Consider the following 17,157-nt stretch of genomic DNA (forward strand, 5'->3'; position numbering starts at 1 on the left):
GTCCCGAAGTATCGTTCTGAGCGGAGCATCCTCCAGCCGACGAATCGACGGAGATACGTCATGAACGACACGAACGACGCGGTGGTGACGCTGACCGAGGAGCAGTGCTGGAATCTGCTGTCTCGCGGCGAACTCGGCCGCCTCGCCCTCGCGGCCGACAGCGAGCCCGACATCTTCCCCGTGAACTACGTGGTCGACGGCCCCCGTCTGCTCTTCCGCACGGCACCCGGGTCGAAGCTCGCGGAGCTCACCGACAATCCGCGAGTGGCCTTCGAAGTGGACGAGTTCGACGACAGCTCCGCGGCCAGCGTGATCGTGAAAGGGGTCGCGAAGCGCCTCGAGCTGCAGAGCGAGATCGACGCAGCGGACGCCCTGCCCCTGAGCCCGTGGATCCCGACGCTCAAGTACCGGTGGGTGCGCATCGCGCCGACCCAGATCAGCGGTCGATGGTTCCGGCGGACGGCGGAGCCCGCCCGGTATCGCGCCTCGTCCGACGACTCGACGACCTGACCGCCGCGCGGCACCCGCAGCGCCGCTTCCCGGCCGCGGCTGCGCCGGACCCGGTGCGCGGCCGACCCGCCGGGCGCGACCTTCTGCCGGTTCGGGCACCGGCTCGCTAGAGTTCCGGCATGGGGGAGGACGTCCCGGCACAGGAGTTCACCCGCGCCGACCGCACGAGGCATCGTGAGAAGGTCCGGCGCAATCTCGACGTGTTCGCGCGGATGCTTCGCGAAGCGCATTTCGACACGACCGACCCGCTGACGGGCCTCGAAGTCGAGCTGAATCTCGTCGACGAGGTCGGAGACCCCGCTCTGCGCAACGCGGAGGCGCTCGAGGCGATCGCGGATGCCGCGTTCCAGACCGAGCTCGGGCAGTTCAACATCGAGATCAACGTGCCGCCCGCCCGCCTGCGAGAGGGCGGGCTCACCACGTTCGAGGAGGGGCTGCGGCGCAGCCTCAACCACGCGGAGACCCGGTCGTCGGCGATCGGTGCGCACCTCGTGATGATCGGCATCCTCCCCACCCTCGCCGAGGGCCACCTGCGACCGGACAACATCAGCGCCAACCCGCGCTATCGGCTGCTCAGCGAGCAGATCCTCGATGCGCGCGGCGAGGACATCGCGATCTCGATCGCCGGTCCGGAGCGGCTGCGGACCACAGCGGACTCGATCCTGCCGGAGGCTGCCTGCACCAGCACCCAGCTGCACGTGCAGACATCACCCGACTCCTTCGCCGCCTACTGGAACGCCTCCCAGGCCATTGCGGGCGTGCAGCTGGCGATGTCGGCCAATTCGCCCTACCTGCTCGGGCGCGAGCTCTGGCGGGAGACGCGGATCCCGCTCTTCGAGCAGGCCACCGACACCCGCAGCGAGGAGCTGAAGGTGCAGGGCGTGCGGCCCCGCGTCTGGTTCGGCGAACGATGGATCACATCGGTGTTCGATCTGTTCGAGGAGAACGTCCGCTACTTCCCGGCCCTTCTGCCGATCGTGCACGACGACGATCCCATGGCCGAGCTCGAGGCGGGCGGCATCCCCTCCCTCGCGGAGCTCCGCCTCCACAACGGCACGATCTACCGCTGGAACCGGCCGATCTACGACATCGCCGGCGGTATGCCGCACTTGCGCGTGGAGAACCGGCTCCTGGCCGCCGGCCCCACGGTCGCCGACATCATGGCCAACGCCGCCTTCTACTTCGGACTCGTGCGGGCGATCGCCGAGAACAACCGTCCGCTCTGGTCGCAGCTGTCGTTCCCGGCCGCCGAGGAGAACTTCCACACCGCGGCTCGCGACGGCATCGACGCACAGCTCTACTGGCCGGGCGTCGGCCACGTGCCGGCGACCGAGCTCGTTCTTCGACGTCTCCTTCCCAAGGCCCACGAGGGACTCGAGGCGTGGGGCGTCGAGGCATCCGTCCGCGATCGCCTGCTCGGCATCATCGAGGGCCGCTGCCTCACGGGCGTCACCGGCGCGGGCTGGTTCGTCGATCGGATGCACCGGCGAGCCGACATGGAGCGCTACGACGCCCTCCGCGCGACTCTGCTCGAATACCGCGAGGCGATGCACACCAACGAGCCGGTGCACACGTGGGAGTGACGAGATCGCGCCGCGCCCCCCGGGGCGGGTGTGCGCGATCGGGTCAGCGACCGCCCTTCTCGCCGGCCTGAGCCGCTTCGCGGACCGCGTCATCGGGGCCTCGCTGCTGGACCGCGGCCTCTCGAGCGGCATCACGCCCCGAGGACTCTCCGTGGGTCACGGCGTCCCGGGCGTTGCCTTGGCCGCCCTCCCGTCCATTCCCCGGCTCTGCGGCCGCCGGCGCGGGGGACGCGCCCGCGTCCGCCGGGGCCGGGGACGACACCGCCGGCACGTCGACGGAGGCGACCGAGGCGACGGGGTCGACGGAGGCGTGGGACGCGATCGGAGCGCGGTTCGCCGCGTCGTGCGAGATGGTCGGAGCGGCATCCGCGGTGTCGTCCGGCGTGGTCGGATCGGCATCTGCCTGCTCCTCGGAGGCGGTCGGGCCGAGGTCCGCGGCCTCGATCAGACTCGGCGCGCTGGGGAGCACGCCGGGGATCGCATACTCGACGCGAGCCTCTTCGGCGGCCGCGGATCGTGACGGGGAGGACGCGGGCCCGGTCAGCATCGTTGCTGCGCAGATCACGCCCGCCCCGGCGACCGAGGCAGCGAGAACCAGCGAACGCGAGAGACGCCGGACGCCACGACGGCGGACGGGGCGCGGCGCCGTGTCGTCGGAAAGACGGGGGGCTGCGGGCAGCGCCGTCGCCGCGTCCCGCTGTGACGGTTCTTCGCGGCGCACACTGTCAGCGGCGGGCCGGACGGCCGGTGCCGGGACCTCGGCCACGGCATGGAGCACCTCGAGTGCGCTCGGCCGTTCGGCGGGCTCGGCCGACAGCATCCGGCGCAGCAGATCGGCCCACCGCGGGTCGAGACCCGAGGGGATCTCGGGGGATTCGACGAGACGTGCGATGACCGCGCCGATGCCGGACGCGTGCGGGAACGCCCGCTCGCCCGTGATGGCTTCGAGGAGGACCAGGCCGAACGCGTAGATGTCGGCCGCCGAGCCGCACGACTCGCCCCGTACCTGCTCGGGCGCGAGATAGGCCGCGGTCCCGATCACGACACCGGGCGTGGTGAGAGGCGCTGCGTCGGCGAGCTGGGCCAGACCGAAGTCGGCGAGCTTAACGTGGAACTCCCTCGACGGCGCCGCCGACGGTGCGAGCAGGATGTTGGAGGGCTTGACGTCGCGATGCACCAGTCCTGCATCGTGGACGGCGCGCAGTCCCGCGCCGAGTTCGGATGCAAGGTGCCCCACCTGCTCCATCGTGAGCGGACTCGTGTACAGCCGCTGCGCAAGGGTCGGGCCGTCGACGAACTCCATGACGAGGTATCGCTGCCGGTCGGGTGCGATCTGGGCATCGAGGAGCGTCACGAGCGCCGGATGGGCGACGGCCGAGAGGGCGCTGACCTCGCGCTGCGCCCGAACCGGCGAAGCGAGCGCGTCTGCTTCGGACCGGAGCATCTTGACGGCGACCGTGCGGCGGAGGAACGTGTCCTCGGCCCGGAAGACCTCCGCCATTCCTCCCGCGCCCAGACGTTCGTGGAGCTCGTAGCGCCCATCGAGGAGAGCGACGGTCTCGTGCTCATCGGTGTGCTGGGTCACGCGTTGTCCTCTCCGCCCCAAGCGCGGTAGTACGGCGTTCAGTACTCCGAACCTAACTCCGGGGTGGGGTGAGCAGACGCCCTTGACAATGCGTCACTCGTATGCGGCAGCGGCGCGACCTGTCGGCGCGACCGCTCTCCGGGGGCGGAGAGCGCTGGCGAAAATGGCGGAGGATAGGGGATTCGAACCCCTGAGGGCTTTCACCCAACACGCTTTCCAAGCGTGCGCCATAGGCCACTAGGCGAATCCTCCTGGGCCCCGAAGGGCCACAGGACATCTTACCCGGTGCGGTGCGCGGCTCCGAACCACGCCGCTGCTCGGGCTGTCCGCAACGGTGGAGGGATCAGAGTCCGGCGCGCGCGCGGGCGCCCGCCCCGGCGTAGACCGAGCCGGGCCGGATGACGAGGGACTTCGGCGCGACGACCGCGAGGACGCGACGGCTCGAGCTCGCAGACGCGAACAGCGCGCTGCGCACGGCGGCCGCGGCATCCGACATCGGAGTGGACTCCCAGAGCCGGTGCCGGCCGCCCTGCGCATAGCTCGCCCGCTCGATCGCACGCACGAGCTGAGTCGTCTCGGCCAGCGGCGCACCATGCTCGTCGATCAGGCGCCTGCCCAGCGATCTCGGCGATTCGCTCGCCGGAACCGGGATGCCGAGGTCGATCGCGGCATCCATCACGATCATCCACGCGGCGACGGCGTCGCCCTGTTCCGCGGAACGGAGGAGGGCACGTGTCTGGGTCGCTCGGACGATCGAGGGGATCGCGAGGAGCAGGAGGATCGCCAGCACGATGCCGAGCGACGGCAGCGGGTTGACCGAGGTCGTCGGCGAGGACGCGTCGGTCGTCCCCGTCTCGCCGGTGTCACGCTCGGACTCGGGGAGGTTGGGCGTGGCCGAGGCGGACGGCGCGGACTGCGGATCCTGCGGGTCGTCGGCGGTCCCTGGAAGCGTCGCGGCTGGCGCGAAGGTGGTCGGGATGCCGAGACCCGTCGTCGGCTCGAAGGGCACCCAGCCGATGCCGTCGAAGTACACCTCGGGCCACGAGTGCAGCTGGCTGCTCGCGACCTCGTACACGGTCTGGCCGTCCACCGAGTCGCTGGTCGCGTTGCCGGGAAGGTAGCCGACGACGATGCGGGACGGCATCCCGAGCGTCCGCGCCATGAGGGCGAACGCCGACGCGAAGTGCACGCAGTAGCCCTCCTTGACCTCGAGGAACTTCGCAACCGCCTCCGCGCCGCTGCCGTCGAAGCCCTCCTCGACCGGTGCGTCGAGCGAGTACCGGAACTCGCCGCTGCGGAACCATCGCTGCAGGTCTGCGAGGGCGTCGTAATCGCTGCCGGCCTCTGCCGTCACCTGCTGGGCGGTGTCGCGGATGATCGCGGGAAGGTCCTCGGGAAGCAACGTCGTCTCGTCGCGGATCTGCGGACCGCCCGAGTTCGACGCCCGCATCTGCTCGAGCGTCGGCCGCGGCTGGTGCGAGACCACCTGGTACACCTGCCCCGCGGTGGAGGTCGAGCGGGAGACGACGGTGCGGTTGTACGGGACCGCCTCCCAGTCGCCTCGGAGGCCGGTCACCGCGACGGCCGGGAAGGGCACCGGGAGCCACGGCGACACGAGCTCCTTGACCTCGACCGTCGTCGTGTACTCGGCGACCCGTACGTCGGGCGCGACCGACACCTCGTTGAGCGCGAACTCGCTCCCCAGGGGCAGCGATCGCGAGCGGTCGGGCTCCCAGACCGAGCCCGTGAACTCGGACAGCGTGGCGGCGCGCAGATACGGGGTCGACGACATGTCGCTGCGCACGAGCAGCGAGATCGTCTCGCGCGGACGGCGCAGGTCGTCGCCGAGCTGGAGGGTCACATCGATGCCGGGTCCCGCGCCGATCCCCGAACCGCTCGGCTGGACGGCCGGCTGGGGCAGCAGGGGAGCGGCGACGACCGAGACGACCACCGCGATGGCGCCGATGCCCAGAGCGGTCGCGGGGACCCCTGCGGAGCGGGATGCCTCGCGCTCGCCCTTCGGCTCCCGCGAACGGGTGTCGGCGCGGATCAGGAAGAGGATCGCGCCGGCGAGCAGCACGAACGACCACACCTCGATGCCGCGGGGCACGGCGATCGACGGGATGAGCGACACGGCGATCAGGCCGACTCCGGCCAGGAGCGGCATCCTCGCGGTGAGGACGACGTGGTCGATGATGATGGCGAGCAGCGCCGTCGCGCCGACGATGAGGAACGACAGCTCCGGCCCCGCCTGGAGCGGAGCGGCGCCCAGCGCGATCTCGTTCGAGGCCACAGTGATCGACTCGGGGATCGCGCGGAACGTCGCCGGCGTGGGAAGAAGCCACAGGAGCGCTGTGTCGCGGAAATAGAGGAAGGTCAGCGCGACCGCCCAGATCGACACCTCGATGAGGCTGACGGCGACGGCCGGAAGCCGGTACAGCCGCGCGACATACCCGGCCGCGAGGATCGCGATGACGAGGAGCAGCGCGACTCCGAGCCATGGCCAGGGCCGGACCACGCCGAGCACGGGCATGAGCGCGGCGAGGATCGCCACGAGCACGCCCAGGGTCAGCGGCAGATCCGCCGGCCTGCGCAGGTCGCGATCGTCGCTGCGCCGGGGCTCCTCCGGCCGCCGCACTACCCGCTCGGTGCGCGTGGTGCGGCGCGGCTCGGCGGCGAGGGGTCGGGACTCAGCGGAGGGCACGGCTCACCCCCCGCTCGACGACCCCCGACCACGCCGCGGCGATGTCGGCATCGGGATCGATCGTGGCGACGTGCCAGCCGAAGTCCAGCGCGCGCTCCACCCCGTCGCGCGAAGGCGCCACGGCGAACAGGATGGGAAGGGAGCTGTGGTGCACGACGGGGGCGAGGGCCTCGGCATCCTGCCGGTCGAATCGGCCCACGACGAGCACGACCGGTCCCGTCATGACGCCCTGGAAGACCTTGGGCAGGCGCGGCAGGTGGTCGTCCTTGCGTGCGGTCAGCGTCGCGAAGAACGTGCGGACGTCCTCGACCGCGGTCATGTCGCCGCCGTCGATGCGCTCGGTCAGCGCGGTGCCGTCGGAGTCGATCACGTCGACGGCGTAGCCGTCGTGGACGAGCCGCGTCATGACCGAGATCGCGACCGACACGGCGGATTCGAAGCCGGGATCGGCGCCCGTCGTGGTCATCGCCTCGCTGGAGTACCGCAGGACCCCCCGGTCCAGCACGACGACGGCGTCCGGGGTCGACTCCTGCTCCTCCTGCCGCACCATGAGGTCTCCGCGATGCGCCGAGGCCCGCCAGTGGATGCGCCGCATCGAATCGCCCGGAACGTACGGCCGGGCGACGAGATTGTCCGCGCCCTGGCCCAGCTGGTTGTTCTGCGTGTGGAGCGTGCCGCCGGCGTCGCCGAGCAGGTTGGTCAGCGCCGAGAGCTCGATGATCGCCGGCGCCATCGTGATATCGGTGCGCTCCGCGAACACCGTGCGCCGCCTGGTCAGCCCGAAGGGATCGGTCGAGGTCACGACGAGGGGACCGAGCGAATGGATGCCTCGGCGCACGCCCGTGACGGCGTACTCCAGCTCGACCACCTTGTCGACGCCGGCCAGGCCGGAGCTCACGGCCGGGAACGTGCCGTGGGAGAGCCCCGTGACCCCCTTGGGCAGCGTGTCGTCCCAGGTTCCGGGCGCGGTGGGGAAGGGGGATCGCACGCCGACCCGCGCGACGACCGTCGACGGCCGCCCGACCGTGCCGACGTCGGGGGAGAGCGATCGGGTGATGCGGTCCGTGCGGCGCACGAGGTGGAGCGAGACCAGACCCGCCACGAGGATCCCGACGAGCAGCACCCCGAAGTAGAGCAGCTCGACGACGCCGATCTCGTTCGCGACGATGAAGCAGGCGATCGCGAGGACGAGCGCACCCGTCCCCCGTGCCGTGAACGGCCAGAGCCGCTTCATCCTGCTCCCCTACTGCCGGGCCGCGATGGGAACGCGGACGCTCTGCGCGATGCGCTCGAGGATCGTCGTGATCGCGTCGGCGCCCGAGCGGGCGCGCGAGCCGCCGGCCGAGCGCGTCGGGATGAGCCGGTGTGCGAAGACCGGGATGAGCAGGGCCGTGATGTCGTCCGGGATGACGAAGCCGCGGCCGTCGAGGGCGGCCCACACCTTGGCGGCACGGACGAGCTGGAGCGTCGCGCGCGGGCTGGCGCCCAGCCGGAGGTCGGAGTGGCTGCGCGTCGCCTGGGCCAGCGCGACCGCGTAGTCCTCGATCGTCGGGGCGACGTGGACGGCTCGGGCCCACGCGATGAGTCCGGCGATCCTGTCGGCCGACACGACGGACCGGATCGCGGACAGCGGGTTGACGGTGTCGCGCTGTCGAAGCATGAGCGCCTCGGACCTGGCGTCGGGATACCCCATCGAGATGCGGAACATGAAGCGGTCCCGCTGGGCCTCGGGGAGGGCGTAGGTTCCCTCCATCTCGAGCGGGTTCTGCGTCGCGACCACGAGGAACGGCTCTGGCAGGACGTGCGAGAGACCGTCGACGGTCACCTGTCGCTCCTCCATCGCCTCCAGGAGAGCGGACTGGGTCTTGGGGGAGGAGCGGTTGATCTCGTCGGCGATGACGATGTTGGCGAAGATCGCGCCGGGCTTGAACTCGAACTCCCGCTCGACCGGATTGAAGACGCTGACGCCCGTGACGTCGCCGGGGAGGAGGTCGGGGGTGAATTGGATGCGGCGGACGGTGGCGTCGACGGATGCCGCGAGCGCCCGGGCCAGCATCGTCTTCCCGACGCCCGGCACGTCCTCGATGAGCAGATGCCCCTCCGCGAGCAGGCACACCAGAGCCGAGCGCACGGCGTCGGGCTTCCCGTCGATGACGCTGCCGACGGACGCGAGGATCTCGTCGGTCGTGCGGCTGAAAGCGGCGGCGTCGATCGGCGCCGGATCCGTCGGTGCGGTCACCGAGGCATCCGTCTCCGTCACCGTCGTATCCGCCACTGGACCTCCCCGGTCGAACGCCGCTCAGGGGCGACGCCGCTCCCGTTCGTCGATCCTAACCGCGCGTCCGCGGCGGTGGGCCTGGGAAGGCCCTGACATTCGCACGACGCGGGACGGGTAGACTGTTCCCAGCTCTCCGCGAGGCGGCATCCAGGCCAACTCCCCCAGGACGGAAACGTAGCAAGGGTAACCAGGCTCTGCCGGGTTCGCGGAGAGTCTTACTTTTGCCGGGGGACGGAGGATGCCGCGCGCCGACGCGCGGCCGAGCCCGCGATCACGACGGCCGCGGCGCCGAGCAGGAATCCGATCGTGTTCGACACCAGGTCGCGCCAGTCGGCGACCCGGTCGGGCAGGAGCAGCAGCTGCACGAGCTCGAGCAGACCCGAGAACGCCGTGCCCGCGACGAGCAGCGTCCACCACCACCGGCGGTCCAGCACGGCGGTCGTGAGCGCGCCGAGCGGCACGAACAGGAGCGTGTTCGCGAAGAACTCGACCGTCAGGTAGTCGACCTGGAGGAGAAGGCCGCGCGCGTGCAGCGCCGCGAGCGCATCGTTCACGAACCGCGTCACGAAGCTGTCGCCCGGGGTGCGCGGACTCAGCGTGATGAGGCACACGAAGACCGCGTACGCCGCGAGCGCCGCGAGCAGGACGTTCCGCCGCAGGGCGCTCCCGCCCTGCCTCATCGGGCGAAGGGGCCCTCGAGCACGGCCCAATGCACCAGCATGATCGTCTTGGCGTCCTGGATGCGTCCATCGCGGATCCACGCGAGCGCTTCGCCGATGTCGAGCTCGACGAGCTCGATGTCCTCGCCCTCCTCCTCCAGTCCGCCGCGATCGTGCTGCCGCCGGGAGCTGTCATAGGGCGCTGCGAAGAAGTGAATGCGCTCGGTGACCGAGCCGGGGCTCATGTAGACGTCGTACACGTGCTCGACGTCGCCGATCTCCACGCCGGTCTCCTCCTGCGCCTCGCGCCGGATGGCCGTCTCGGCATCGTCGTCGTCGAGGAGTCCTGCGGCGGTCTCGACCAGCATCCCGTCGGGGTGGTCGTTGACGTAGACCGGATAGCGGAACTGGCGCGTCAGGAGCACCTTCCTCGCGTCGCGGTCGTACAGCAGCACCGTCGCGCCGTTGCCCCGGTCGTACGTCTCGCGCTGCTGCGTCGACCAGGTGCCCGAGGCGTCCCGGTACTCCAGCGTGGTCCGGCGCAGCACGTGCCACGCGGCGGCGAGGAGCTCGACCTCGGTCACCCGGACGTCCGGGTTGCGGTCGAGGTCGCGGCCCGTGCGGTTGAGGCCGATGCGACCGCGGGAGTCGGGGATGTCGATGCCGGGCGTCGGACACATGGCCCGGAGCCTACCGGTCCGGTGTTCCGCCTCGTCGCAGCGGCCCTCGCTCCCCGGCCGATGAGCGAGCGAAGCGAGACGGAACGCGCCGCGCCCGGCGCGTTCGCCCGTGCCGGCGACGCCTCGCCTCGGAGATATCCATGGCCGCGGCATCCACCCCGCCCATAGGCTGAACGCGTGGCGCAGAGCATCTTCATCACGTCGGCGGAGGGTCACTCGGGCAAGTCCACGATCGCGCTGGGGGTTCTCGACGCCCTGAGTCACGCGACGCCGCGCGTCGGGGTCTTCCGCCCGATCGCCCGGTCGACCGCCGAGCGCGACTACGTGCTCGAGATGCTCCTCGACCACGACGGCGTCGACCTCCCGTACGAGCTGTGCGTCGGCGTCACCTACGACGACGTGCGCCGGGATCCGGATGCCGCGCTCTCGCGGATCGTCGAGCGGTACAAGGCGGTCGAGGCGCAGTGCGACGCCGTGGTCATCGTCGGCAGCGACTACACGGACGTCGGCAGCCCCGCGGAGCTCGGCTACAACGCCCGCATCGCCGCGAACCTCGGCGCCCCGGTCCTGCTCGTCCTGGGCGGTCGCGCCGGGCAGGGGGAGCAGCTCGGCACCGCGCCGGCGCGCACTCCCGACCAGATGGGGCAGATCGCCTCGCTCGCGCTCGCCGAGCTCGCGCACGGGCGCGCGGGGCTCCTCGCCGTCGTGGCGAACCGGGCCGACCCCGAACGGCTCGCCGAAACCGTCCAGGCGATCCAGTCCGTCGTCGACGCCTCGCCCGCCCCCGAGCGTGCCGCGCCCGACCGCGCCGTGTCGGTGTGGGCCCTGCCGGAGGATCGGTTCCTCGTCGCGCCGTCGGTGCGCGGCGTCATGCGGTCGCTGGATGCGACGTTCCTCAAGGGCGATGCCGAGCTCCTGACCCGTGAGGTGCTCGGAGTGGTCGTGGCCGGCATGTCGATGGTCAACGTGCTCCCGCGGCTGTTCGAGAGCGCGCTCCTGATCATCCCCGCCGACCGCACGGAAGTGCTGCTCGCGGCCCTGCTCGCGCATCGGTCGGGCACCTTCCCGTCGCTTGCGGGCATCGTGCTCAACGGGCCGTTCCCGCTGCCCGACGACATCGACCGGCTCATCGACGGCCTGGGCGTGACGCTGCCGATCCTGACGACCGATGCCGGCACGTACGAGACCGCCGTCACGGTCATGTCCACGCGGGGCCGCCTCGCCGCCGACTCGCAGCGCCGGTACGACACGGCGCTGGCGATGTTCGACAAGCATGTCGACACGGAGGGGCTGGTGCGTTCGCTGGGCCTCGCCCGCTCGACCGTCGTGACCCCCCTCATGTTCGAGTACGGGCTCATGGAGCGCGCCCGCGCAGACCGCAAGCGCATCGTGCTGCCGGAGGGCGACGACGACCGCATCCTCCGGGCCGCGGCGACGGTGCTCTCGCGAGGCATCGCCGACGTCACGATCCTCGGAGAGGAGATCGAGGTGCGAAACCGCGCCCTCGAGCTCGGCATCGACATCCGCGACGCCGTCGTGCTGTCGCCGTTCGACGCCGTCCACGTGGACAAGTTCGCGCGCGAGTACGAGCGTCTCCGCGCGCACAAAGGGGTCACGTACGCTCAGGCCTCCGACACGGTGACGGATGTCTCGTACTTCGGCACCCTCATGGTGCATCTGGGGCTCGCCGACGGGATGGTGTCGGGCGCCGCGCACACGACGGCGCACACGATCCGGCCGGCGTTCGAGATCATCAAGACGAAGCCCGGCGTATCCGTCGTCTCGAGCGTCTTCCTCATGGCGCTCGCCGACCGGGTGCTCGTCTACGGCGACTGCGCCGTCATCCCCGACCCGACGGCGGAGCAGCTGGCCGACATCGCGATCTCCTCCGCGGCGACGGCCGCGCAGTTCGGCATCGATCCGCGCATCGCGATGCTGTCGTACTCGACGGGGGAGTCCGGCTCCGGCGCCGACGTGGAGAAGGTGCGGCAGGCCACCGCGCTCGTGCGCGAGCGTGAGCCCGAGCTTCTCGTGGAGGGCCCGATCCAGTACGACGCGGCGGCGGATGCCGCGGTCGCGAAGGCGAAGATGCCGGGATCGGATGTCGCGGGACGGGCGACCGTGTTCGTCTTCCCCGACCTCAACACCGGCAACAACACCTACAAGGCCGTGCAGCGCTCGGCGGGCGCCGTTGCGATCGGGCCCGTGCTGCAGGGCCTCAACAAGCCGATCAACGACCTGTCGCGCGGAGCGCTCGTGGACGACATCGTCAACACGATCGCCATCACGGCGATCCAGGCGCAGAGCGAGGGGAGCGCCGTATGACCGTTGTGAAACCCCGGTCGTTGAGCGAGCGCAGCGAGACGAAACGCCCGCAGCGGGCGGAGATCCTCGCTTGCTCGCGCGCCCGGCGCGTTTCGTCTCGTCGCTGCGCTCCTCGCTCGACGACCGCGGGTTCGGCCGCCGAGACCGGGGCGGTCCGATGAGCCTCGTGCTGGTGGTCAACAGCGGGTCGTCGTCGTTCAAGTACCAGCTCATCGACATGGATGCCGAGGCGGTCCTCGCGTCGGGACTCGTCGAGCGCATCGGCCAGGCGACGGGGGAGTCGACGCACACCGTGTACTTCCGCGGGGCGCAGGACGGGGCATCCGTCACCGCCACCGACGCCACCTACCGCCGCGACCTCCCCATCCCCGACCACACCGCCGGCTTCCGGGTCATGCTCGACGCTTTCGCCGAGCACGGCCCGTCGCTCGAGGATCGCCCGCCCGTGGCGGTGGGGCACCGCGTCGTGCACGGCGGTGCGCGCTTCTTCGAGCCGACGCTCGTGACGCCGCTGGTCGAGATCAACATCGACGAGCTCTCGGTGCTCGCCCCGCTCCACAACCCCGGTGCGCTCCAGGGCATCCGGGCGGCCAGAGCCGCGTTCCCCGAGCTGCCCCACGTCGCCGTCTTCGACACGGCCTTCCATCAGACCCTCCCGCCCGCCGCCTACACCTACGCCATCGACCGCGAGCTCGCTGAGGCGCACCGCATCCGCCGGTACGGCTTCCACGGCACGTCCCACAAATTCGTCTCGGAGGCGGCCGCCGCCTTCCTCGGCCGCCCGCTCGCCGAGCTCAAGCAGATCGTGTTCCACCTGGGCAACGGGGCGTCGGTCACGGCGATCGACGGCGGACGCTCCGTCGACACCTCGATGGGCCTCACCCCGCTCGAGGGCCTCGTGATGGGCACGCGCTCGGGCGACATCGACCCGGCGGTCCTCTTCCATCTCGCGCGTCGGGCCGGCATGTCCTTCGACGACCTCGACACGCTGCTCAACAAGCGCAGCGGCCTGCTCGGTCTCGCGGGCGTCAGCGACATGCGGGACATCACCGCGGGAGTGGAGCGGGGGGATGCCGCGGCCACCCTCGCGTTCGAGGTCTATGTGCATCGGCTGCGCTCCTACGCGGGGGCCTACCTCGCCGAGCTCGGCGGCGCCGACGTCATCTCGTTCACCGCCGGCGTCGGTGAGAACGCCCCCGCCGTGCGGGCCGGCGCCCTGTCGACCCTCGGCTTCGCCGGGATCGAGATCGACCCCGAGCGCAACGCGGCGCGGGGCCGCGGCATCCGTGTCATCTCGACCGATGCCTCATCCGTCACCGTCCTCGTCGTCCCGACGAACGAGGAGCTCGAGATCGCCCGTCAGACCCTCTCCGTGGCGGGCTGAACGGCGCCTCGCGGGCGGCGGCGGCATCCGTCACCCATTCCGGATGCGGCAGCGCTCGGAAGCAGGGGCGCGGCCATTACGCTTGCATGACGGCGCGACGAAGAGCCGCCTCGTCTTCGACCCGTTGACCCTCGCCCTGGAGGTTCTGTGCCCGCTGACGCCCTGCCCGACCTGACAACGTTCGACGCAGTGCTCTTCGACCTCGACGGGGTTCTCACCCCGACCGCCGAGGTGCACATGCACGCGTGGCGGACGATGTTCGAGGAGCTCTTCGCGGCATGGGGCATCCAGCCGCCGTACGAGGAGCGCGACTACTTCGACTACCTCGACGGCAAGAAGCGGTACGACGGCGTCGCGAGCCTGCTGCGCAGCCGCGACGTCGAGGTGCACTGGGGTGATCCCTCCGATCCGCCCGAGGCGGACACCGTGTGCGGCATCGGCAACCGCAAGAACGAGGTGTTCTCCCGGGTGCTGCGCGACGAGGGGATCGCACCGTACCCCGGCTCGGTCGCCCTGCTGGACGCGCTGGCTGCCGCGGGCACTCCCGTGGCCGTGGTGTCCAGCTCGAAGAACGCCGAGGAGGTGCTCCAGGTCGCGGGCATCCGCGACCGGTTCCCGGTGGTGATGGACGGGGTCATCGCCGAGCGCGACCACCTCGCCTCCAAGCCGGCACCCGACGTGTTCGTCGAGGCGGCCCGGATGCTGGATGTCGATCCGGCCCGCAGCGTCGCCGTCGAGGACGCGCTGAGCGGCGTGCAGTCCGCGGCGGCGGGTGGGTTCGCTCTCGTGGTGGGCGTCGACCGCGGTGCCGGCGCGGACGAGCTCCGTGCGGCCGGGGCGGATGTGGTGGTGACGGACCTGGAGGAGCTCGTCCCATGATCGACCGCGACCGCTTCCCCGTCGACCCGTGGCGCCTCGTCGAGACGAGGTTCAGCCCGGCGGAGTCGGGCGTGACCGAGACGCTCTTCGCCGTCGCCAACGGCTACCTCGGCATGCGCGGCAACATGCCCGAGGGCCGTCACGCGCACGAGCACGGGACCTACATCAACGGATTCCACGAGACATTCCCCATCCGCCACGCCGAGCAGGCCTACGGCTTCGCCGAGGTGGGGCAGACCATCATCAACGCGCCGGACGCCAAGATCATGCGCGTCTACGTCGACGACGAGCCCCTGTCGTTCGACGTCGCGGACGTGCGCGAGTACGAGCGCGCTCTCGACATGCGCGACGGCGTGCTGCGGCGCGGCCTCGTCTGGGTGACGCCGGCGGGCAAGGAGGTGCGCATCGACTTCGAGCGACTCGTGTCGTTCGAGGAGAAGCACCTGGCGATCATGCGCGTCGAGGTGACCGTCCTCAACGCCGATGCCCCCGTGACGATCAGCTGTCAGGTGATCAACCGTCAGGACGGCGAGGACGTGTACGGCGGTTCCCCCGCCCACACGGCCCGCGCGGGCTTCGATCCGCGCAAGACCGAGCGATTCCACGAGCGCGTGCTGCAGCCGCAGGAGTACTGGCAGGACGACACGCGTTCGGCGCTGTCGTACCGCGTCACCAACTCCGGCATGACGATCGCGGTGCTGGCCGAGCACCTCATCGAGACGGAGAACGAGTACTCGGCCCGCAGGCTCATCGAGCCCGACATCGCCAAGAACGTCTTCCGCGTGCAGGCGAAGGCCGGGGTGCCCATCCGGGTCACCAAGCTCGTGAGCTATCACACCTCCCGCGGGGTGCCCGCCCGGGAGATCGTCGATCGCTGCCGTCGCACGCTCGATCGGGCGCTCATGGTCGGCGTCGACGAGCTCATCCGCCAGCAGCGCGCGTGGCTCGACGGCTTCTGGGAGCGCTCGGACGTGCGGATCGCCGGCCACCCGGCCCTGCAGCAGGCCACCCGCTGGTGCCTGTTCCAGCTCGCCCAGGCCGCGGCGCGCGCGGACGGACAGGGGGTCCCTGCGAAGGGCATGACGGGCTCCGGCTACAGCGGGCACTACTTCTGGGACACCGAGATCTACGTCCTGCCCTTCCTCGCGTACACGACCCCGCAGTGGGCCCGCAACGCGCTGCGGATGCGGTACCTCATGCTGCCCGCGGGACGCCGCCGGGCCTTCCAGCTGAACGAGGCCGGCGCGCTCTTCCCGTGGCGCACGATCAACGGCGAGGAGGCCTCGGCGTATTACGCCGCCGGCACGGCGCAGTACCACATCAACGCCGACGTGAGCTTCGCCCTGGCGAAGTACGTGCGGGCGACGGGCGACAACGAGTTCCTCTTCCGGGAGGGCGTCGACATCGCCGTCGAGACGGCGCGGCTGTGGACGACCCTCGGGTTCTGGCGGACGAGCGACGGCGACGTCGAGGTGGAGACCTTCCACATCCACGGCGTGACCGGTCCGGACGAGTACACGACGGTCGTCAACGACAATCTCTTCACGAACGTCATGGCGCGCTTCAACCTCCGCTTCGCCGCTCGCACGGTCCGGCTCATGGCCGACACCGATCCCGAGGCCTACCGGATGATGGTCGACCGCCTCGCGCTCGACCCCGAGGAGCCGGATGCGTGGGACCGGGCCGCCGAGGCGATGCACATCCCCTACAGTGCGGCCCTCGGCATCCATCCGCAGGACGAGGTGTTCCTCGAGCGCGAGATCTGGGACCTCGAGCACACGCCGCCCGACAAGCGGCCGCTGCTGCTGCACTTCCATCCGCTGGTCATCTACCGGTATCAGGTGTTGAAGCAGGCAGACGTCGTGCTCGCGCTGTTCCTGCAGGGGAACCACTTCACCGCCGAGGAGAAGCTCGCCGACTTCGAGTACTACGACCCGCTGACGACCGGCGACTCGACGCTGTCGGCGGTCGTGCAGTCGATCCTCGCGGCGGAGGTCGGCTACCAGGACCTCGCGCTGCACTACTTCGAGCAGTCCGCGTTCGTCGACCTCGGCGACCTCCACCACAACGCCGCCGACGGCGTGCACGTCGCGTCTGCGGGCGGCGTGTGGACGGCGCTCGTCTCGGGCTTCGGCGGCCTGCGCGACCACTTCGGCGAGCTGTCGTTCGACCCGCGGCTTCCGCGGAGCTGGGATGAGCTGGCCTACTCCCTTCAGTGGCACGGCACGCGCCTGCATGTCGTGCTCACGCGCGACGCGCTGAGGATCGCGGCGGGCGAGGGCGATCCGGTGACCTTCACGGTGCGCGGCTCGAGCTACACCGTGTCGCCCGGCGACGAGGTCGTCGTCCCCCTCGCCGATCAGGGACCGGTGATCCCGGGGCGGCCCACGATCCGCCAGCTCGAGGACGTCCGGCGCGAGGACGGCACGCTGCTCGTCGCCTCGGTGCCGACGGTCACGGCGGCGATCCCGATCATCACCGACACGGGTGTGCTCGGCACGCTCCCCGAGCGCGAGGAGACGGTCGGGGCGTGAGGTCGGGGAGGTTCGGGATGCCGCGGCGCGGCGTGG

12 protein-coding genes, 1 tRNA gene and 1 other RNA gene are annotated in these 17,157 nt (G+C 70.9%); 7 read left to right on the forward strand and 7 right to left on the reverse strand.

Translation table 11 applies throughout. From position 1 onward, the window contains the following. Nucleotides 1–60: 60 nt before the first annotated feature. Entirely contained in the window at nt 61–510 is a 450-nt protein-coding gene (locus tag EV279_RS07830) for a pyridoxamine 5'-phosphate oxidase family protein (protein ID WP_133542343.1), read from the forward strand. Nucleotides 511–629: 119 nt separating this feature from the next. Next, nucleotides 630–2,093: a glutamate-cysteine ligase family protein gene (locus tag EV279_RS07835; protein WP_133542345.1), complete on the forward strand. Its 1,464-nt coding sequence runs from the start codon at nt 630–632 to the stop codon at nt 2,091–2,093. 43 nt (nt 2,094–2,136) lie between these two features. On the opposite strand, the gene EV279_RS07840 is transcribed toward EV279_RS07835, so the two are convergent. From EV279_RS07840 to EV279_RS07860, 5 genes are all read right to left on the reverse strand, one after another. Beyond that, a complete protein-coding gene (locus EV279_RS07840) occupies nt 2,137–3,678 on the reverse strand; it encodes a serine/threonine-protein kinase (protein ID WP_133542347.1) in 1,542 nt (513 codons plus the stop codon). A gap of 164 nt (nt 3,679–3,842) precedes the next feature. Next, a tRNA-Ser gene (locus EV279_RS07845) sits at nt 3,843–3,930 on the reverse strand. 91 nt (nt 3,931–4,021) lie between these two features. Further along, a complete protein-coding gene (locus EV279_RS07850) occupies nt 4,022–6,382 on the reverse strand; it encodes a DUF3488 and transglutaminase-like domain-containing protein (protein ID WP_243728482.1) in 2,361 nt (786 codons plus the stop codon). Further along, complete coding sequence (locus EV279_RS07855) at nt 6,369–7,616, reverse strand: DUF58 domain-containing protein (protein ID WP_133542349.1); 1,248 nt, start codon at nt 7,614–7,616, stop codon at nt 6,369–6,371. Before EV279_RS07855 ends, EV279_RS07850 begins: the two co-directional genes overlap by 14 nt. A 9-nt stretch (nt 7,617–7,625) precedes the next feature. Then, nucleotides 7,626–8,594, reverse strand: coding sequence for an AAA family ATPase (locus tag EV279_RS07860; protein WP_243728603.1), 969 nt, complete (start codon nt 8,592–8,594; stop codon nt 7,626–7,628). 190 nt (nt 8,595–8,784) lie between these two features. Between EV279_RS07860 and ffs the strand changes: the two genes are divergently transcribed. Beyond that, nucleotides 8,785–8,881: signal recognition particle sRNA small type (gene ffs, locus EV279_RS07865), an RNA gene on the forward strand. Here ffs and EV279_RS07870 read toward each other — a convergent pair. Both EV279_RS07870 and EV279_RS07875 read right to left on the reverse strand, forming a co-directional pair. Further along, complete coding sequence (locus EV279_RS07870) at nt 8,876–9,340, reverse strand: VanZ family protein (protein ID WP_133542351.1); 465 nt, start codon at nt 9,338–9,340, stop codon at nt 8,876–8,878. The two genes, ffs and EV279_RS07870, sit on opposite strands and share 6 nt — an antisense overlap. Beyond that, entirely contained in the window at nt 9,337–9,999 is a 663-nt protein-coding gene (locus tag EV279_RS07875; protein ID WP_133542353.1) for an NUDIX domain-containing protein, read from the reverse strand. The genes EV279_RS07870 and EV279_RS07875 overlap by 4 nt, the downstream gene beginning before the upstream one ends. A 177-nt stretch (nt 10,000–10,176) precedes the next feature. Between EV279_RS07875 and pta the strand changes: the two genes are divergently transcribed. The 4 genes from pta to EV279_RS07895 all read left to right on the forward strand — a co-directional run bounded on the left by pta (nt 10,177) and on the right by EV279_RS07895 (nt 17,121). Beyond that, on the forward strand, nt 10,177–12,324 hold the full coding sequence (pta, locus tag EV279_RS07880) for a phosphate acetyltransferase (protein WP_133542355.1): 2,148 nt from the start codon (nt 10,177–10,179) through the stop codon (nt 12,322–12,324). A gap of 157 nt (nt 12,325–12,481) precedes the next feature. Further along, on the forward strand, nt 12,482–13,708 hold the full coding sequence (locus tag EV279_RS07885; protein WP_133542357.1) for an acetate kinase: 1,227 nt from the start codon (nt 12,482–12,484) through the stop codon (nt 13,706–13,708). 147 nt (nt 13,709–13,855) lie between these two features. Beyond that, nucleotides 13,856–14,587, forward strand: coding sequence for a beta-phosphoglucomutase family hydrolase (locus tag EV279_RS07890; protein ID WP_208109499.1), 732 nt, complete (start codon nt 13,856–13,858; stop codon nt 14,585–14,587). Beyond that, nucleotides 14,584–17,121 carry a glycosyl hydrolase family 65 protein gene (locus EV279_RS07895; protein ID WP_133542359.1) on the forward strand — a complete coding sequence of 846 codons (2,538 nt, stop codon included), beginning with the start codon at nt 14,584–14,586 and terminating at the stop codon, nt 17,119–17,121. Before EV279_RS07890 ends, EV279_RS07895 begins: the two co-directional genes overlap by 4 nt. Nucleotides 17,122–17,157: the final 36 nt, after the last annotated feature.

Origin of the sequence: Microbacterium sp. BK668, from assembly GCF_004362195.1 — a bacterium.
GTDB lineage: Bacteria > Actinomycetota > Actinomycetes > Actinomycetales > Microbacteriaceae > Microbacterium.